The 19,089-nt window shown below is 40.6% G+C and carries 21 protein-coding genes; 6 read left to right on the forward strand and 15 right to left on the reverse strand.

Annotation, left to right across the window (positions count from 1 at the left end; translation table 11 throughout):
- The 3 genes from prfA to rpmE form a co-directional block, all read right to left on the reverse strand.
- Complete coding sequence (prfA, locus tag BMZ99_RS07735) at positions 1 to 1,068, reverse strand: peptide chain release factor 1 (protein WP_090934894.1); 1,068 nt, start codon at positions 1,066 to 1,068, stop codon at positions 1 to 3.
- A 123-nt stretch (positions 1,069 to 1,191) separates the two neighbouring features.
- A complete protein-coding gene (locus BMZ99_RS07740) occupies positions 1,192 to 2,058 on the reverse strand; it encodes a DUF1385 domain-containing protein (protein WP_090934897.1) in 867 nt (288 codons plus the stop codon).
- A 106-nt stretch (positions 2,059 to 2,164) separates the two neighbouring features.
- A complete protein-coding gene (rpmE, locus tag BMZ99_RS07745) occupies positions 2,165 to 2,368 on the reverse strand; it encodes a 50S ribosomal protein L31 (RefSeq protein ID WP_007958807.1) in 204 nt (67 codons plus the stop codon).
- 373 nt (positions 2,369 to 2,741) lie between these two features.
- Here rpmE and BMZ99_RS07750 point away from each other — a divergent pair, with 373 nt between their 5' ends.
- From BMZ99_RS07750 to BMZ99_RS07770, 5 genes are all read left to right on the forward strand, one after another.
- Positions 2,742 to 3,533 (forward strand): DeoR/GlpR family DNA-binding transcription regulator, encoded by a 792-nt coding sequence (locus BMZ99_RS07750; protein WP_090934900.1) that lies wholly within the window; start codon positions 2,742 to 2,744, stop codon positions 3,531 to 3,533.
- The gene (pfkB, locus tag BMZ99_RS07755; RefSeq protein ID WP_090934903.1) at positions 3,526 to 4,473 is read left to right on the forward strand and encodes a 1-phosphofructokinase; all 948 of its coding nucleotides are present in this window, start codon (positions 3,526 to 3,528) and stop codon (positions 4,471 to 4,473) included. Before BMZ99_RS07750 ends, pfkB begins: the two co-directional genes overlap by 8 nt.
- Positions 4,474 to 4,479: 6 nt before the next feature.
- Positions 4,480 to 4,926, forward strand: a complete 447-nt coding sequence (locus BMZ99_RS07760) for a PTS sugar transporter subunit IIA (protein ID WP_090934906.1) — start codon at positions 4,480 to 4,482, stop codon at positions 4,924 to 4,926.
- Between the two features lie 100 nt (positions 4,927 to 5,026).
- Positions 5,027 to 6,391: a PTS fructose transporter subunit IIC gene (locus tag BMZ99_RS07765; protein WP_090934909.1), complete on the forward strand. Its 1,365-nt coding sequence runs from the start codon at positions 5,027 to 5,029 to the stop codon at positions 6,389 to 6,391.
- A 159-nt stretch (positions 6,392 to 6,550) separates the two neighbouring features.
- Positions 6,551 to 6,979, forward strand: coding sequence for a universal stress protein (locus tag BMZ99_RS07770; RefSeq protein ID WP_090934911.1), 429 nt, complete (start codon positions 6,551 to 6,553; stop codon positions 6,977 to 6,979).
- A gap of 139 nt (positions 6,980 to 7,118) precedes the next feature.
- Here BMZ99_RS07770 and pth read toward each other — a convergent pair whose 3' ends face one another.
- From pth to BMZ99_RS07825, 11 genes are all read right to left on the reverse strand, one after another.
- Entirely contained in the window at positions 7,119 to 7,676 is a 558-nt protein-coding gene (pth, locus tag BMZ99_RS07775) for an aminoacyl-tRNA hydrolase (RefSeq protein ID WP_090934914.1), read from the reverse strand.
- Positions 7,673 to 8,500, reverse strand: coding sequence for a polysaccharide deacetylase family protein (locus BMZ99_RS07780; RefSeq protein ID WP_090934916.1), 828 nt, complete (start codon positions 8,498 to 8,500; stop codon positions 7,673 to 7,675). Before BMZ99_RS07780 ends, pth begins: the two co-directional genes overlap by 4 nt.
- The gene (locus tag BMZ99_RS07785; RefSeq protein ID WP_090934918.1) at positions 8,493 to 9,161 is read right to left on the reverse strand and encodes a GNAT family N-acetyltransferase; all 669 of its coding nucleotides are present in this window, start codon (positions 9,159 to 9,161) and stop codon (positions 8,493 to 8,495) included. The genes BMZ99_RS07780 and BMZ99_RS07785 overlap by 8 nt, the downstream gene beginning before the upstream one ends.
- Before the next feature lie 140 nt (positions 9,162 to 9,301).
- On the reverse strand, positions 9,302 to 10,249 hold the full coding sequence (locus BMZ99_RS07790) for a ribose-phosphate diphosphokinase (protein ID WP_090934921.1): 948 nt from the start codon (positions 10,247 to 10,249) through the stop codon (positions 9,302 to 9,304).
- A gap of 114 nt (positions 10,250 to 10,363) precedes the next feature.
- Positions 10,364 to 11,725 carry a bifunctional UDP-N-acetylglucosamine diphosphorylase/glucosamine-1-phosphate N-acetyltransferase GlmU gene (glmU, locus tag BMZ99_RS07795; protein WP_090934924.1) on the reverse strand — a complete coding sequence of 454 codons (1,362 nt, stop codon included), beginning with the start codon at positions 11,723 to 11,725 and terminating at the stop codon, positions 10,364 to 10,366.
- Positions 11,726 to 12,103: 378 nt separating this feature from the next.
- Positions 12,104 to 13,315, reverse strand: coding sequence for a threonine ammonia-lyase (ilvA, locus tag BMZ99_RS07800; RefSeq protein WP_090934926.1), 1,212 nt, complete (start codon positions 13,313 to 13,315; stop codon positions 12,104 to 12,106).
- A gap of 76 nt (positions 13,316 to 13,391) precedes the next feature.
- Positions 13,392 to 14,201 (reverse strand): pur operon repressor, encoded by an 810-nt coding sequence (purR, locus tag BMZ99_RS07805; RefSeq protein ID WP_090934929.1) that lies wholly within the window; start codon positions 14,199 to 14,201, stop codon positions 13,392 to 13,394.
- Positions 14,202 to 14,460: 259 nt separating this feature from the next.
- Positions 14,461 to 15,219: a nucleotidyltransferase family protein gene (locus tag BMZ99_RS07810; protein ID WP_090934932.1), complete on the reverse strand. Its 759-nt coding sequence runs from the start codon at positions 15,217 to 15,219 to the stop codon at positions 14,461 to 14,463.
- 95 nt (positions 15,220 to 15,314) lie between these two features.
- Complete coding sequence (locus BMZ99_RS07815) at positions 15,315 to 16,010, reverse strand: GntR family transcriptional regulator (protein WP_090934935.1); 696 nt, start codon at positions 16,008 to 16,010, stop codon at positions 15,315 to 15,317.
- Positions 16,010 to 16,879 (reverse strand): 4-(cytidine 5'-diphospho)-2-C-methyl-D-erythritol kinase, encoded by an 870-nt coding sequence (gene ispE, locus BMZ99_RS07820; protein WP_090934938.1) that lies wholly within the window; start codon positions 16,877 to 16,879, stop codon positions 16,010 to 16,012. The genes BMZ99_RS07815 and ispE overlap by 1 nt, the downstream gene beginning before the upstream one ends.
- A gap of 6 nt (positions 16,880 to 16,885) precedes the next feature.
- The gene (locus BMZ99_RS07825; protein WP_090934941.1) at positions 16,886 to 17,356 is read right to left on the reverse strand and encodes a chemotaxis protein CheW; all 471 of its coding nucleotides are present in this window, start codon (positions 17,354 to 17,356) and stop codon (positions 16,886 to 16,888) included.
- 274 nt (positions 17,357 to 17,630) lie between these two features.
- Between BMZ99_RS07825 and BMZ99_RS07830 the strand changes: the two genes are divergently transcribed.
- Complete coding sequence (locus tag BMZ99_RS07830; RefSeq protein ID WP_090934944.1) at positions 17,631 to 18,266, forward strand: L,D-transpeptidase family protein; 636 nt, start codon at positions 17,631 to 17,633, stop codon at positions 18,264 to 18,266.
- Here the strand turns inward: BMZ99_RS07830 and BMZ99_RS07835 are convergent.
- The gene (locus tag BMZ99_RS07835) at positions 18,228 to 19,019 is read right to left on the reverse strand and encodes a HipA family kinase (RefSeq protein ID WP_090934947.1); all 792 of its coding nucleotides are present in this window, start codon (positions 19,017 to 19,019) and stop codon (positions 18,228 to 18,230) included. The two genes, BMZ99_RS07830 and BMZ99_RS07835, sit on opposite strands and share 39 nt — an antisense overlap.
- Positions 19,020 to 19,089: the final 70 nt, after the last annotated feature.

Below are 19,089 nucleotides of genomic sequence, written 5' to 3' on the forward strand. Positions count from 1 at the left end.
TTATTCACCTTGCTGCATGCGTTGACTTTGATCTGTCGCTATCAAAGCATTAATGATTTCATCAATATCACCATTTAAGACAAAATCAAGTTTGTGCAGAGTTAGTCCAATACGATGATCCGTAACCCTGCCTTGAGGGAAATTATAGGTACGAATGCGCTCACTACGGTCTCCTGTTCCCACTTGACTTTTCCGGGTCTCAGCCAGCTCAGCCCTATGTTCTTCTTCTGCCATTTCTAGCACCTTAGCCCGCAGCACCCGCATAGCTTTATCTTTATTTTTCATCTGTGATTTTTCATCTTGGCACTGTACAACAATACCGGTGGGTAAATGCACAATTCGTACTGCAGATTCTGTTTTATTAACATGCTGACCGCCAGCACCACTAGCACAGTAAGTATCAATTCGTAAATCATTTTGATTAATTACGACATCTACTTCTTCCGCTTCCGGCAACACAGCAACTGTTACCGTAGAAGTATGAATTCGTCCGCCCGACTCCGTGGTAGGAACACGTTGTACACGATGAACACCACTTTCAAACTTCAAACGGCTATAAGCGCCATCACCATCAATCGTAAAGATAACTTCTTTAAAGCCGCCCAAATCAGGTGCATTTGCATCCAATATCTCCGTACGCCAGCCTTGATTTTCAGCGTATCGTGTATACATGCGAAATAAATCTCCTGCAAATAAAGCAGCCTCATCACCGCCAGCACCTCCACGGATTTCTACGATTACACTCTTTTCATCATTTGGATCTTTCGGCAATAATAAGATTCGCAATTCTTCACTAAGCACTTCATTCTTGGCTTTTAAGTCCGTCAATTCGGCTGTAACCATTTGACGAAAATCATTATCCAGCTTATCATTTAACATTTCAAGAGTATCAGTAATACCTTGCTGCACCTCTTTATACTCCCGAAATTTAGCAACAATAGGGAGCAATTTCGAATGGGCCTTCGTATGTTTTTGCCATTCCGTCATATTAGCAATAACGGAAGGATCACTAATTAAGTTCTCCAATTCAAGTTGTCTATCTTCAATGGCCTGCAATTTATCCAGCATGGTCATTCTCCTCTAAAACTTTATTTATGTATCGACTAGTTCCTAAAGGAACTTTCCTAAGCAAGGAACACAAAGGGACGCAAGATATCTCGTGCTCCCTTTGCGCCTATGCAGTGATTTTATTTATAATTCTTCCACTGGCCTGGCTGCTTCCAATGCTTTTATCGCAACTTCCAGTTGATCATCACTGGGTTCTCTCGTTGTCAATTTCTGCAACAACAAGCCTGGCATAATAGCAATCCCTACCCAGGCAGCCTCACTCTTTCCTGCAAAACGAATAATCTCATAGGCAAGACCTGCCACAAGCGGCATCAATATAATTCGAGATACAATCCGAATCCATAAATCAGGCCAACCTAAAAAAGCGAACATCACAATGCTTACAATCATTACGATAAATAAGAAATTCGTACCGCAACGAGGATGTAGCGTTGTATAGGTTCGGACATGCTCCACATCCAATGGTACTCCCGCCTCATAGGCGTGGATCGTCTTATGTTCTGCACCATGATATTCAAATACTCGGCGAATATCCTTCATTCTGGATATCCCAATTATATACACTAAAAAGATGGCTAAACGCAGCACACCTTCCATCAGATTTAATAAACGAGGATCGGTTATCGCACTATGAATATATTTGGCTGCATACGTTGGAATAATTACAAATAAAACAATGGCCAATCCCAAAGAAAACATCATGGTTACGGCAATTTCCTTATTTGACAATTCATCCCCTTCATCTCCGGCTGCCTGAGCTGAAAAAGATAAAGCCTTGAGACCCTGCACCAATGATTCAATCAATGCAACAACACCACGCAGCATCGGCTTTTTCAAAATGGGATACCGATCACTAACAGGTGTAAAAGCTTCCTGTTTTACAATAATTTCACCTGATGGTTCTCTGACCGCAGTAGCGATTATACCAGGTCCACGCATCATTACACCTTCAATGACCGCTTGCCCACCAATACTAACTTTCGGTTTCATAGTATCCCCTCCTTATATTTTTACTATAGGCTCATCCTTATACGTTGTTTCTATGCAGATGACGGATATAAATGTAGCAGAGCATTTCTGCTCTGCTACTCCGTTTTTAGGCCTGTTGACCGTAACGTTTATTGAATTTCTCAATACGTCCACCAGCAGTGATATTACGTTGCTGACCAGTAAAGAACGGATGGCATTTTGAGCAAACATCGATACGTAGTTCTTTTTTGATAGAACCAGTTACAAAAGTGTTGCCACAACCACACATTACTTTTGATTCACCATAATTTGGATGAATTTTATCTTTCATTTATTGCACCTCACTTTAAAGCACCTTGTAGCTTTTACCACATCATTATAGCACACCAGTTTCTGCTAAGCAACATCGTTTTTCTGTTAATTACTTTAAATATTTACCAAACCATTTCTAACTATCGGCTCGTTTAGAAAAAACGTTATAAGATTAAAAAAATACATTTTGGTTTCCCTCTGCCCTTTGCATTTTTCGTGTCTTCGCGTTTCAATAGCTTTTTATTAACTACTTTATTTATTCATAAATTTACAGGGCGTTATTCGTTTATGATCGTTTCAGTTTATTTATGATTGACTTTTTGCGATATTACTTTTATAATGAAATAAATTGAACATTACTGAAAATACAGTTTATTTTGAGAGGTGCGTATATGTTTGCCGAAGAAAGACGCAATAAAATTATAAAAATGATCCAATCTAGGCAACCTGTTAAAGTAATTGATCTTAGCTCATTATTCGCCGTATCAGAAGCTACCATACGCCGTGACTTACAAGAACTTGAAAACTCAGGGTTTGTCCAGCGAACCCATGGCGGTGCTGTATCCTCTCAATTAGGGTCAGAGCTTAGCTTTCATGACAGGGAAGTATATTTTTTGGAAGAAAAAAGGGCTATTGCAAATCTCGCTGCCGACTTGGTACAAGATGGTGAAACGATCTTGTTAGATGCTGGTACAACCACTCGAGAAATTGCTCGAGCATTATGCGGAAAGCGATTAACAGTTGCAACAAACAGCATGGATGTGGCCTCTGTTTTTGCTGAAGAGGCGGATATCGAAGTCCTTTTATTAGGTGGTACTTGGCGAAAGTCTATTAATTCTCTTATTGGTCCGCTTACCAATTCTATGCTCAAGCTCTTTTCCTTTGACAAGGTGTTTCTCGCCGCCAATGGCATCGACTGCACTTTGGGAGTGACAACCAAACATCTTGCAGAAGCAGAAACCAAAAGAGCGATGATTGCTGCTGGTCAATCTATCATATTGGTAGCAGATCATTCCAAGTTTGAAAAAAGAACATTTTCTAAAATCTGTAATGTAGATGAATTATCTGCAATCATCACCGATAGCAGCATTCATAAAGATACTTTAGAAAGTTTACGAAATTATACTCAGGTCATCATCCCCGAAAGTGCCAATTTAACAAAGGAGGTGAACGCCCTTGATTAGTACGCTTCCCATCGTAACCGTCACCTTAAATCCAGCCCTTGATCGAACTTTGCATCTGCCTAACTTTACATTAGGAAAAGTAAACCGAGTGGATACGGAGCGTACAGACCCTGGCGGCAAAGGTATTAATGTGGCCAAGGTTATATCTGCCCTTGGAAATCCTGCAGTCGTAACGGGATTTCTCGGAAAGAAAAATGCTTATCTATTTAAAGACTATTTTAAAGAAAAAAACATCACTGACTGCTTCGTAGAAACAGCCGGGGAGAATCGCGAAAATATTAAAATCGTGGATACTGCAACGGACGTCGTGAGCGAATTGAACTTTCCCGGCATGATCCCAACCATAGCAGACTTAAAAAATCTTCAAGACATTTTGTGTCAGCTGGCTGTCAATCATAAATGGTTTGTACTTTCCGGCAGCCTGCCATTAAATGTCCCTGCTGATATCTATGCAACATTCATAGAAACGCTGCATCAATACGATTGCAACGTTATATTAGATACCAGCGGTCCAGCCCTATCTGCAGGAATTGCCGCAAAGCCTTTTGCAGTCAAACCAAATCTACCCGAATTAAGCCAGCTTATGCAAGCACCGATGGAATCTGATAAAGACATACTAGAGGCCGTAAAACACCTGCTTCGACTGGGAATCTCTCAAGTCGCAATTTCCCTCGGAGAAAAAGGTTCGTTAGTTGGCGATTGCCAACAAATTCTAAGAGCCAAAGCCCCCACGGTTCCTGTCAGCAGCACCGTAGGAGCGGGCGATGCTTTTGTTGCCGGCTTTAGCGTAGGGCAAGCACGCTGCTTATGTTTGGCCGACAGCATTCGCTTAGCATCTGCCGCTGCCAGTGCATCCGTAATATTGCCCGGTACCCAGGCAGCCTCATTATCAGATGTAACAAAACTGATCGATAAAATACAAATAGAAGAGTGGAGGTAACGGACTATGAACATACAAGAATTGTTATCCGCTTCCAGAGTAAAATTCCATTTAATGTCCAGCAACAAATTGGAGGTGATCAATGAACTCATTGATGTTTTGAATCAAGACGGTAAGCTTTTAAATAAAGACAAATATAAAGAAGCTGTGCTTGCCCGTGAGAAAGAATTTTCTACCGGAATCGGTATGGGGATTGCAATTCCCCATGCTAAAGACAGCAGTGTTAAAGAAGCATCCTTAACATTAGGAATTTCAAAAGCTGGGATTGATTATGAGGCACTCGATGGAAGCCTAGCTCATATTTTTTTCCTAATTGCCGTACCTGCTGAATCAAATGATGTACATCTCAAAGTATTATCCTATATATCTCGAAAGCTCATGCATCAGGAAATCAGAGACCGCCTATTGTCCGCCACCACTTATGAAGAAATACTAGCGGCCTTTAACGACTAGATCTTATAAGAAGCTGGCTTAATGTAAAGTACTTCCAGCAGAACGGTTTTGTTTTATATTCATTATTTTGTTTACTATATAAATAAAGGAGGATTGTATCATGAAATTATTAGCCATTACATCTTGCCCAACAGGTATTGCCCATACCTACATGGCGGCTGAATCCTTACAAATGACGGCCAAAGCCATGGGAATTGAAATCAAAGTAGAAACAAGAGGCTCAGTCGGTGTAGAAAACGAAATCACTCCACAAGATATCAAAGAAGCTCATGCACTTATTATTGCAGCAGATACTCAAGTTGACAAAGAACAGTTCGCCGGATTACCTATTATTAGCGCCCCTGTACAAGAAGCTATTAAGAATCCGAAAGGTCTCATTGAAAATGCAATGAACGCAAAGAAATTAAGCAACCAAGATGAAAAAATTATATCATCCAAAGGACCTGAGAAAGCTACACAAAATGGTCTATACAAGCATCTTATGACAGGCGTTTCTTATATGATTCCTCTTGTATCCGCCGGAGGTTTAATTATTGCTTTATCTTTTATCTTCGGCATTGAGGCTTTTAAAGAAAAGGGGACATTAGCTGCAGCTTTAATGGACATTGGCGGTGGCGCTGCTTTTGCCCTCATGGTACCATTATTAGCAGGTTTTATCGCCCACTCCATCGCCGACCGTCCTGGTTTGGTTCCTGGTCTTGTCGGCGGCATGCTGGCGGCCCAAATCGGTTCTGGATTTCTAGGTGGTATTATTGCCGGTTTTTGTGCTGGTTATATTGCCTTATGGATCCGAAATTCCGTAAGACTTCCTAAAGCTTTAGAAGGTTTAAAACCTGTACTTATTATTCCGTTCTTCTCTACTCTGCTAGTCGGACTTTTAATGGTTTATGTTATTGGCACACCTGTCAAGGCTATTATGGATCTCATGACGCAAACATTAAAAGGTATGACTTCTGCCAATGCAGGCTTTTTGGGTCTTATCCTCGGTGGAATGATGGCCTTTGATATGGGTGGCCCTATCAATAAAGCCGCTTATGCATTTGGCGTGGCTTTATTGAGCAGCAGCGTATTTGAACCAATGGCCGCCATTATGGCTGCTGGCATGACACCTCCGTTAGGTTTGGCCTTAGCTACTGTTTTGGCCAAAAACAAGTTTACGACAGAGGAACAAGAAGCCGGCAAAGCAGCCTCTGTCATGGGTATATCATTTATTACGGAAGGCGCCATTCCCTTTGCCGCAGCAGACCCCTTACGAGTTATTCCCGCTCTTGTCGCAGGTTCTGCTATTACAGGCGCATTATCAATGCTGTTTAATTGTACATTGCGCGCACCTCATGGCGGAATTTTTGTCCTCTTAATTCCAAATGCCGTCAGTAATCTTGGAATGTACGTCACTACCATTGCGATTGGAACGATTCTTACGGCTCTGCTAATTATCCTTTTTAAGAAGAGTCCTGTTAAATAATAATAGTAAAATGTAAATGACTGGATTAGAAATTGATTTCTAATCCAGTCATTTTTGCTTATTTAAAATTTCTCAATTCTAGGAATACATGTATAAAGTGCAAAGGATTTCCTTTTTTCATGAAGAACTCTTAAGTATTAAGATAAGGGAGGTATTGCTATGTCTATCAAAAACATAGTCTTAGCCTTTGACGGTTCTGCTGGCAGCAACAAGGCATTACAGTGGACGATTGAATTCGCTAAAGAAAATGCAGCGCAAACTCATATCACCACTATTTTTGAGTCAATGGCTAATGTAGCAATTGAAACCGCTTCGAATGTAACAGCACTGGAAAGATCTCGTCGTGCTCACATTGAAACCTTAACAGATTCAGCTAAAACTCGGTACGCTGAACATAATTTATCAGCTAAAGTAGTTACCTTGGAAGGGAATCCCGCAGATTCGATTATCAAATATGCTCAAAAAATAAATGCAGATATCATCATTTGCGGCACCCGGGGACACGGCGGGTTTGGTGCCTTACTATTAGGCAGCGTCGCCCACAAATTGGTAACCTACTCCAAAATACCGGTATTAGTCGTTAAATAAGAAATAGCTATCGCGTTTGTCATTACGAGTGTGAGCGAAGCAATGACAGAGCCAAGTAAAAAATGAATCGAACCACAAAGGACACAATGCCGCAGCAGCGGCATTGTGCCCTTTGTGGTTCGTAAATTCTTCTATTTTTTCACTTATTATGCAAATTCATAGCTTTATTCATGCCTTGCTCTAGGATACTCTCCGTTGCATCAGCAGCCTTTTCAATTGCTTCTTTTAATAAAGGCTGCTCTTCCGCAGTAAACGAACTCAAAACATAATCAACTACCTGCCATCCTGCAGGAGGACGGCCAATGCCCACACGAACTCGGGCAAATAAATCGTTGCTTAAATGCTCTAATAAAGACTCGATGCCCCGATGCCCCCCTGAACCACCCTTCATTCGTAAGCGTAAGCGACCTGTAGGTAAATCCATATCATCAAAAATAATAATAATATCTTCTACGGCAACCTTATACCAGCGAGCCAGCTGTCCCACAGCTACTCCACTCAAATTCATATATGTCTGAGGCTTAACCAGTAATATGGTGTCATTTCCTTTATAATCAGCAACCAATGCCTCTTTCTGATTTCGCCACCTATCAATACCGAAGCGCTTAGCTAATTCATCAATAACCATAAAACCTATATTATGACGAGTTGCACTATATTGTTGCCCTGGATTGCCAAGACCTACTACAATTTTCACCCTTTCACGTCCTCCGTTTTTTCCAAGATTTCATCTACAGTTACAAAGGTATATCCCTGCTTCGACAGAATTTGGATAATACGCCGTGCAGCTTCTACACTCTGCATGCGCGAATCCTGAGATGTTATGCCGTCCCCATCATGCAGAAGAATAATGGAACCATTCTTCACTCCTTTTACAGTACGTTCCACAATAACATCTACCCCTGGATTGGTCCAATCCCGACTCATAACAGACCACTCTACAACCTTCAAGTTACGCTCTGCCATCATCTCCATAACTACGGGATCACGAAAGCCATGCGGCGGTCTCATAAGACGCGGTTTTATTCCCGCAGCTGCTAGTATCGCCTGATTTGTGTTATCGATTTCTTCAGCAATTACCTTGCGATTTGCTTTTAATAAGTCAATGTGATGATAAGTATGGTTTCCCAGCTGGTGTCCTTCATCAGCAATACGTTTCACTAATTCAGGATATTTTTCAACATTTTTCCCAACAACAAAAAAAGTAGCAGGAACATTATATTCTTTTAGTACATCCAGCACTTGTTCTGTATACGGGGGATATGGACCATCATCAAAAGTAAGAGCTACGACTTTCTGCGTAGTTTTAGTATTGGAAAACACTCTGCCAAATACATCATTTTCTGGCAGTACAGCACTCAAAGTTAAAAAAATACCAGCAGTAATCCCCAGTACAGCTAAGCTCATTCCCATTCGCATAGGCTTCTTTAAGACATTACGATAATCTAGCACCAAACCGACAATTACAACGATGGTCAGTAGTCCAAGCATATTAATTAAGCGTATTTTTAAATCAAACATGATGACGCTCCATTTCCTTCAACATAATCAACCACTTACCCTGAGAATCTTCTGTATATCCCGCAGGTGTAAAGTTCTTCTTTTTATATAATGAAAGGGCTGCAAAATTATTTGGTCGTACTTCCAAACGCACAAGGGCTGCTTTCATTTCTGAGAAATATTCAATTGATTTATCTAACAGTTTACCAGCCACCCCTTGACCTCGGGCTTCCTGCGCTACAGCAATGGATAAAATACGAGCATTGGCCCTTTTCACAGAAGTAACAGCCGAAGAAAGAAAGGCTATTTTATTCATCACAATCACCTTCACAGGGTGCAAGCCGAAACCGTACTGCCCTGTTAGCCAGCGCCACGCCCATAATAGCAGATGTCCTCGATATAATGCCCTGAACCATAATTTCGATAGTTGCGTGGGGGCAAAACAGTAACCAACCACCTTTCCTGATAAGGTGCGAGCCACTAAAGCAGCCTGAGGCTCTGCTTGGTATACTAATGCAAATACATCCTGCATAGCCTGCGGTTTTGGCAGTTTTCCTCCGCAATGATGCCGGACACTCTCATCAAAGCTTGCGGTAAACAAAGCTGCAATAGATGATATATCATCGTCCTTAGCTCGTTCTATGTGTATCTCTCCATTTGCTGCCTGCTCTTTCATTATCATCACCAACCTCACTGGAATTATATCATAAGATAGATAGAGAAAAAATATAAGAACGGTGGGTGGAAAGATCTTACTTAAATAGTTCTAGTATAGCAAAAAGCAGGACGCATGATGCGCCCTGTTTTGCATTGCGATATAGATTATTCGTCAAACATTCTACTTACTGGAAGTTCACCAAAAATCCTAAGAATGGCCTCTCCCAGAAGAGGTGCGATTGATAATACCTTTATTTTTGCATTTTCTTTTTCTAAAGGCAGCGGAATTGTATTGGTAATTACAAGTTCTTTAATCGTGGATGCTTCAATGCGAGCTACAGCAGGATCACTTAAAACACCATGTGTACAACAGGCATAGACTTCCTTTGCACCAAATTTCACTAATGCATTGGCACCCTCAGTCAAAGATCCAGCCGTATCTACAATATCATCAATCATAACAGCTGTCCTTCCTTCTACATTACCTATCAAATTCATAACTTCTGCCACACCAGGCATAGGACGGCGCTTTTCAATAATTGCGATCGGTGCATGCAATCGATCCGCTAATTGTCTTGCACGTGTAACGCCACCTAAATCCGGCGATACAACAATCAAATCATCTAAATTCTTAGAGCGGACGTAGTCAGCTAATAAAGGTACGCCAGGCATATGATCTACAGGAATATCAAAGAATCCCTGAATCTGCCCTGCATGCAAGTCCACTGTCAAAACACGATTCACGCCAGCGGTCGTTAATAAATCTGCAATGAGTTTTGCAGAAATAGGTTCACGTCCCCTAGTTTTGCGATCTTGTCTCGCGTAAGCATAATAAGGAATTACCGCCGTAACTGTACGCGCAGAAGCCCGTTTAGCAGCATCTACCATAATTAAAAGTTCCATCATGCTGTCATTCACAGGATTACAAGTAGGTTGCACAATAAATACATCTTTACCGCGCACACTCTCATCAATGATGACTTGCGTCTCTCCGTTGTTAAAATGCCCCACAAAAGCATTCCCCATAGTAAGACCCAAATGGTCAGCAATTTCCTTGGCCAACCCTGGATTGGCATTACCGGAAAAAATCCGCAATCTCTTCATATCTTCCATTGTAAAACGTTACCTCCTGATTATGCTTTTTGTCACAGAATAATATCTATTATAAACGCATTAGAGAGCTAATATCACTTCTCTAATACTACCTATTTTCCATAAAGAGCAGCTCTATTTTTTTGTTACCCAACCTTCAATGTTGCTTTGCCGAGATCTGGCCACACCCAAAGCATCTGCTGGAACATTTTTAGTAATTGTTGAACCCGCAGCCACATAAGCACCCTTCCCTACCGTTACAGGTGCTACCAGATTGGTATTACAACCAATAAAGGCTCCATCCTCAATCGTAGTACGATTCTTATTCTTGCCATCATAATTTACCGTTATGGTGCCTGAGCCAATATTAACCTTAGCTCCCATATCCGTATCGCCAATATAGCTTAAATGGGGAATTTTACTCCCTACCCCTACTTGCGAATTTTTTACTTCGACAAAATTGCCAATTTTAACACCTTGTGATAGCACTGTCTTGGGCCGCAAGTGAACATAAGGCCCTACTACCGCATCATCACCGACTTCGCAATCATGGGCATAGGTAAAATGCAAGGTAGCGCGATCGCCAATCTTGCTATTTTGAATACGGCTATTCGGTCCAATCTGACACTTTTCGCCTATCGCCGTAGTTCCTTCAATCCATGTAAAAGGATAAATCACAGTATCAGCACCAATAGAAACTTCCTGGTCAATAAAGGTACTATCAATGTCCATGATGGTAACACCATGATCCATTAGTTCATTTAACTTTCGTCTTCTGAAGATTTTTTCTGCTTCTGCTAATTGCATACGAGAATTAATTCCAAGTGTTTCCTGATAATCTTCTACGCTCACAGCCCACACTTTGGCATGAGTCGTTGCTAAGATTCCAATTACATCTGTTAAGTAATATTCACCCTGCATATTGTCGCAATTGATATTCTGCAATGCATCAAACAAAGCAGCACGTTCGAAACAGTAAATTCCAGTATTAATTTCATTAACAGCAAGTTCCCTGCTATTGGCATCTTTTTGTTCTACAATTTTCAAAACTTGTCCACTGGCATCTCGAACCACACGTCCATAGCCTGTCGGATTGTTCATATGAGCTGTTAACACCGTAGCCGATGCTTTAGCAGCTTTATGCTCTGCAAAAAGTTTTTCCAGCGTTTCTCCTTTTAGCAAAGGTGTATCGCCACACAACACCATAACCGTCCCATCAAATTCTTTCAAAAAATCCTTGGCCTGCATAACAGCATGGCCTGTTCCTAATTGTTCTTTTTGTACAACAAACTCAGCTTGCTTTCCTAACGTTGCTTCAACACATTCTGCTCCAAAGCCAACTATCACAACTTTTTCTTTAGCTCCAGCCATATGAGCTGCATCCAGCACATGCTGCACCATTGGCTTCCCACCAATCTGATGTAACACCTTGGGCAAGGTTGACTTCATTCGTGTACCTTTGCCTGCCGCTAAAATCACCGCTAGTAAATCAGACATTAACCTTCCTCCATTCCATCCAAACTCGATCCTTCCTAAAGAAGACTTGATTAGCGATGGAGTTTTAACGCCACCACCAGTCGTCGCCGAACTTATCCGAACTTTACCTAGTTATTGAGTAATGAATTTTGTATCCATTCCCCCAAACTTCTTTAATTTTCGACATCAATTTCAACATTCCTGCCTAAAATAATAAAGTTTAATAATAATGAATATTCTAGTATCTTGACAAAGTTATATTTTGTTTATCTCCCCAACCTAACCTCAAATTTAGTTGGATTGTCGTCAGTCATCATACTAACGGTATGCCTCCTTCCTCCGCCTTGCGCTGCGAAAAATAGCCTCGCCATTCTCTACTGCTTTAAGACTGACAAGGTACTAGATAATTTTAGCGCTATACCCATGCTGACGTAAATTGGTTAAAATCTGCTCCGTATGCAATGCATCACGTGTCTCTAAGCTAATTTCAATAATCGCCTGCCCAATTGGCACATTCTGCTCTACCCGATCATGAAAAACAGCAATTACATTCGCCCTTGAATTCGCAATCACGGTTAATAATTGCTGTAATAATCCCGGCCGATCTGTTATTTGTGTCGAAATTTTAATTCTGCGACCAGCTTTAACTAGACCTCGCTCAATAATGCGAGAAATAAAATTGACATCAACATTTCCCCCTGAAACCACACTAACAACCTTACCATGAGCTGGAATTTTATGATTTAATATAGCAGCTAAAGCAATCGCTCCTGCTCCTTCTACCATCAGTTTTGCTCTTTCAAGCATCATTAAAATAGTGCTGGCAATCGCTTCATCGTCCACTACTACTATATCATCCACATACTGTTCTACAATAGGAAATGTAATGTCTCCTGGTATTTTAACGGCAATACCATCGGCAATTGTTGTAGCATCCGGCGTACTTTTAAGCACGTGAGCATATTTCGACATATACATTGCCGGAGCGCCTTGCGCTTGCACACCATAAATTTTCACATGGGGCGCCAGCTCTTTTACGGCTAATGCAACACCTGCAATCAATCCGCCGCCCCCTATGGGAACTACGATGGCAGAAACATCTTCAAGCTCCTGAAGTATTTCAAGCCCGATGGTCCCTTGCCCGGCAATAACCGCTTCATCATTAAATGCATGAATAAAAGTCTGCTTCGTCTCTACTTCTAATTCTTGCGCTTTATGAAAAGCATCATCATACACTGTTCCACTCAAAACAACTTCGGCACCATACCCCCGAGTAGCCATTACCTTCGCTAAAGGTGCGACTTCAGGCATAACAATCGTTGCCTTTGTCTCCATCATTCTGGCAGCATAAGCTACCCCTTGTGCATGATTGCCTGCAGAAGCTGCAATAACCCCTTTTGCTTTTTCTTCTGGTGTTAGAGAATGGATCTTATTATAAGCACCGCGCAATTTAAACGACCCTGTTTTCTGCAAATTTTCTAGTTTTAGATATACATCATAACCAGCCATACTACTAAATGTAACACTTTTATCCAGAGGGGTATGATGCACCACATTGTACATCGCTTGATGAGCTTGCTGAACATCTGCCAAACTAATACGTTTTTTCATCTCACGTTTCCTCCCCTATGTAAGAACATCCTTATTTTTTACTCGTTTTATCCAATCTATGAATATATCATTCTTTTTACAATACAGGCCGAATGTCAATTATCTTAGTATGCTGCCCAACATCGTGAAGCATCAATAATGCCAAATAATCTTCTATCAATTTCTTTTCTGGTTCAATCGTTGCGATAAGCACACCTGTACCTACCACATCTGCTCCCACCTCATTTGCTAAGTCAATCATTCCCTGGGCTGTACCCCCAGCTTTCATAAAATCATCGATCACCAATACTTTAGACCCAGATGGCAATGCACGCCTGGGCAGGGACATCGTTTGAATTCGCTTGGTAGAACCCGTTACATAATTAATACTTACTGAAGGACCTTCAGTAACTTTACTTCCTTGCCGTACAATTACCAAAGGCAGACCAAAAGCCCGTGCAGTAGAAAAAGCCAAGGGAATCCCCTTTGTCTCCACGGTCATGATATAGTCAGGAGCTACGCTGGAAAATCTTGCTCTAAAAATTTCACCTGCCTGCATCATTAACGCAGGGGTAAATAGAAGATCCGACATGTATAAAAATCCTCCAGGAATAATCCTCTCAGGATCGGAAAGCTGCTGTGCCATCTGCGTCAACATATGATTGATGTGTTCCTCCGAAGGACATGGGACATACTTTACTCCGCCAGATGCACCTGATACAGTTTGCACTGTCCCTAGACCAAATTCCTGCATTGATTGTTTAATTGTCACCATATCTTCACTTAAAGTAGACTTTGCTGTATTAAACAAGTTACTAAAGTGTCCCAATGAAAATAAATGCCCGGGCATATCCATTAGCATCTTAGTCAGGGCGACGATTCTTTCTACTCTCCGTACCTTAGTCATTACTTTTTATCCTCCATAACGAAAAACACCGAATATTATTATATTTTTTGATATTTTCATTCACTTTCTCCGCAAAAAATGAAATACCTGCAAGCTATGTAGTTTTTTTATATTATATCACTATTTTTTTAAAAGCTCTAAAAATATAACATAAAAAACATTTTGAAACTCTCCTTTGCGTCTTCGCATTTCAACCTTTTCTTAACTGTCTTTGCTTATAAGAAAAGACTTGGCGTATGCCAAGTCGCATTGATCTATATTATATGCGGAAAGAGAAAGTGGTGCGTACCAGTTCTAAGTCGCTTGGCTTATCAACATCAATCCCCAATTCAGGATAACAAGATTGTACGACTGAGCCAGTAATGCCTAATAAACTCTCTACCCGTTCCTTTACTTTCGTTAAGCTTAATGTACCTAGTAAAAATTGCAGAACAAAACCCCACCCTAACAAGCAGCAGAGTTTAAAGGGATTTTTACGATTATTAATCAGTCCTTCAGCTACAGTCAAACACTGAGGTACAATTTCCGGATTCACTAAAAAGATATTCCCGCCAGTGTAGGTTCCGTCTTTAAATCTTACATAGGTACGCTTGCTTTGCGGATAGCATTTATTATTGATTTCTTTACTGACAATAGGATAATACAAATCCGCCTCAACTTCGTCACATTGGCGAAGGAAATCAGTAATAGCATCGGGTGTTAATAGAGGAATATCAGCCGTAACGATTAATACCTTATTCTTGTTCCCAACAGCCTTGATCCCTAGTTGAATCGTTTCAATCAAGGTGTGGCCTCCCTCAAGCAATATGGTATCTTCAGGAAATTGACATTTTTTCAATTGCGGAATTGGTCCCATGACAAAAATCCGTTTCACCTGGAGGGAAGCAGCCAATGCATCTGCCACAAAGGTCACCATAGGCTTACCAGCTATTTCAATCATCGCCTCATACGACTGTGATGAAAACTTGCTCAAATGTTCATTATTTTCACCACCAGCCAGTATAATGGCATCATACATATAACCCAAACCTCCCATGCGAATCTTACGTAGAAATGACTTGTTTATCAAGTAAAAACATAAGTCTTATATATACTATCCTAAAAAACTAACAATTATTCTGCACTGGAATCCGATCCACGTTCCAGCATATTTTTTAACAAAACTTGTTCAGCATTTGCCATGTGCTCTCCAGCAAACTGCTGAGCTAAAGCTACATTGCGCTGCCCTAATGATTCTACCATACGAGTATGCTCAGCAAACATTGCCTTGAGTCGCCCAGGATACGACATTGATAATGAACGAAAGCGGGTCAATTGCTCCCGCAAATTGTTAATTATACCTACAAGACGTTCATTACGGCTGGCTCTATACAAAATATCATGAAACTGGCTATCAGCTTCAACTATTTTCTCCATATCATTTTGTTCAATATAGCCGCCAATTTCCACCAGCAAACGTTCCATCTGTTCAAGTTCTTCCTCCGTGATTCGTTCTGCAGCTAATCCTGCGGCTAGAATATCTAAGGAAGTGCGAACTTCAAAAACTTCCGTAATATCTTTAATAGAAAGATCAGATACGTATGTACCACGGCGAGGTATCATTACCACAAATCCTTCTAATTCCAATTTACGAATTGCTTCTCGCACAGGAGTACGACTTACTCCTAATTCTTCAGCTACTTGAATCTCCATCAAACGCTCGCCCGGCTGTAAAACACCTGAAACAATTGCATTACGCAAAGTTTCACACACTACTTCTCTTAGAGGCTGATAACTGTCTAATTTGATTGGCAATAATCGGCGTTCCATTATACTTCCTCACTTCTTCCTACTGTTTTAGTAACAAATATGTCAGCAGCACATTGACTTTTAAGCTTCTCTGCAATATATTCTGCCTTGGTCTGATCTTCTGCCAGACCAAAAACAGTAGGACCACTGCCCGACATCAAACTGGCCATTGCCCCATGCTGCATCATAGCTTGCTTCAATCTTTTTATTTCAGGATGAACCGGAATGGTTACAGATTCTAAGACATTACACACGCCCTTGGCTACTCCCACTAAATCCCCCTGCCCCAGACTGGCTATTACTCCAGCGGTATTAGGGCGAACCTTCACATTCTGACTTTTGTACTGACGATATACCCAGGCCGTAGAAACGCTTACAGAAGGTTTTGCCAATATTACAAAACAAGGTTTAATATCAACAAGAGATTGAAGTATTTCACCTCTCCCTGTTGCTAACATGGTTCCTCCTTTTATACAAAAAGGAACATCAGAACCCAACTTACTCCCTAGTTGTTCCAGTTCATGAGTGGTTAAACCAAGCTTCCATAAACGATTTAGCCCTAATAAGACACTGGCAGCATCCGTACTGCCACCCGCCAAACCAGCAGCCACCGGAATTTTTTTATCAATAAAAATATGTACACCGCTTTTCACTTGGCAAGTCTCTTTTATTAGAGCAGCTGCACGATATGCCAGATTTCTTTGATCACAAGGCAGGCGAGCAATTGTAGATGCAATACTAATATTACCCGTTGCTCTTTCTTCTAAACGTAGCTCATCAGCAAGATCGATAGCTTGCATAATCATTTCTACTTGGTGAAATCCATCTTCTCTTTTATAAAGAACATCTAACGTCAAGTTAATTTTTGCATTTCCCTTTATCGTTAACATACTCACCTAATCATTTAATTGCTTTACAGCAATTTCTTCTTGCGCTGTTAGAACTTGGTTACTATCTAATAAAATAATTAAACGATCGTCAATCTTGCCTACACCATTAATATAACGAGAATCTACAGCAATGGAGGCTGGTGGCTCCTCAACATCTGCAGCACTTAGACGTACGACTTCAGTCACCGCATCAACGGTCACGCCTACTGTTTGTCCATTAATTTCTACAACGATAATACGTGTATCATCATTATGCTCTGTAATCGGTAATTGAAACCTTTTTCTTAAATCAATAACAGGAATAATACGACCTCTAAGATTAATAATTCCCTCCATAAACGAAGGAGTTTGAGGCAACTTGGTAATTGGCAATAAACGATTGATTTCCTGAACCTTCGTAATTGGAAGTCCATATTCCTCACTTGCCAGCTTAAATGTGACCAACTGTAATTCATCTTCTACTTTTATATCTTCCATATGGCAATACACCTCCATAATTCACCAAAAGATCAAATTAATTATTATATTCGATATTATAGCGGTGTTTGCCTGCAAATACCAGTAATATTTTATACAATATATTTATTTTACCCAATTTTATAATTTTGCATGTACCTTGATTACTCCTGCAAGTTTTTATCTTATCCGATAACGAGTCTTTCGACGCAGAACCAACTCTTCTTTATACCATTTGCACCAGCCAAACTCTACTTACATATAATAACTAAAGATCTTGCAGGAGGTGTATGTTGTGAATGTTCGTACACTCTATTTATCTCACAGGTTAGCATCTATTGCCTTTGAAGAAGAAAGTGAACATCCCCTTATTGGGGAAATACAACAATTACTGCTTCATAAGAATCTCTATGAGGGACCGATTCACCATAAATATGATACAGAAACCATTCGTGGAATTACCTTATTTCAAGAAAAAGAAAACTTACCCGCAACTGGCATCGTAGATCCAATTACCTATTGTCGTTTGCATCAGGCAATTACCACTTCAATTACCACCTTAACACCAGCAGCAAAGCGAGCAGATTTCTCTTTGTCAAGAGCTAATATCCTAATTACAACCTCATCTCGTCAACTAACTCTCTTTAATGGCAATACGCCAATACATCAGTATTCGGTGGGCATTGGTAAACTGACAACTCCAACTCCACTTGGAAATTATGCGATTTCGCTCAAAGTCATGAATCCTGGAGGCGTCTTAGGAACCCGTTGGTTAGGTCTCAATTATGACTCTTATGGAATCCATGGAACAAATCGCCCTTGGCTGATAGGTACCATGGTTTCAAACGGCTGTATTCGCATGCATAATCAAAACGTAGAACAACTCTATCCCTTAGTAAAAATGGGTACGCCTGTTTATATCAGGAATTGAGCGGCACAGGCGTAAAACAATCTGATCCACCATCTGACATCTTCGGAACATGAAATTGAGAAGTGCGTCTCGTTCTTCAGCCTTAGGCAGCCACTCCTGGGGGATTGAGTTTACTAACTGGACTAAATCTTCTTTTTTAATCTCCCTGACTCTTGCAGTATAAGGGCTAAAATCTCCAGAAGTAAAAAAATAAGTCAGGAGCCAGCCATATGCTCTACGTCGATTTACAACAATTTTTTCTGTCAATTTTTCTAATGTTTTGTTATTCCAACGTCCGCGCACAAACAAGTGCGAGTTATCAATAGCATATAACACATAAGCAGAATCTTGTAAACGTACCAGCAGATTTTTTCGGTTCTTTGTTCGATCAATATTATGAAACATGTGATCAAACAGCATCACTCCAGCCATTGCGCTCTTATTACTAGCTTTAGAAAGATTTGTCCTTACAACATATTTATTACTTGGTATATATTGACTGGCAAAATGGATCTTAGTGCGCGTACCAGTCGATCGCAGAGATTTATGCTTTTGTAAAACCTGCTCTTCAATTTGAATCAAATCACTAGGAGGAAAGCACAACTCCATACGTTCCCCAAACCAGCATGCGATATATTCATTAACCAATACTTTTGTACCCATGGGATTGTTTTGTAGTTTAACAACATAAATCTTGCCATCATCGGCACGAAAAACACGGGGTACTGTTACTCCCACTCCCACTGACCCAAGATATTCAACAGCAGTAAGCACTCTTCTTCCCCCTCAATTTTTAAAATACATCAGAGTCAACGCATCTTCAAGGACACATGATACACTATAT

Origin of the sequence: Pelosinus propionicus DSM 13327 (assembly GCF_900114615.1) — a bacterium.
Taxonomy (GTDB): Bacteria; Bacillota; Negativicutes; order DSM-13327; family DSM-13327; genus Pelosinus; species Pelosinus propionicus.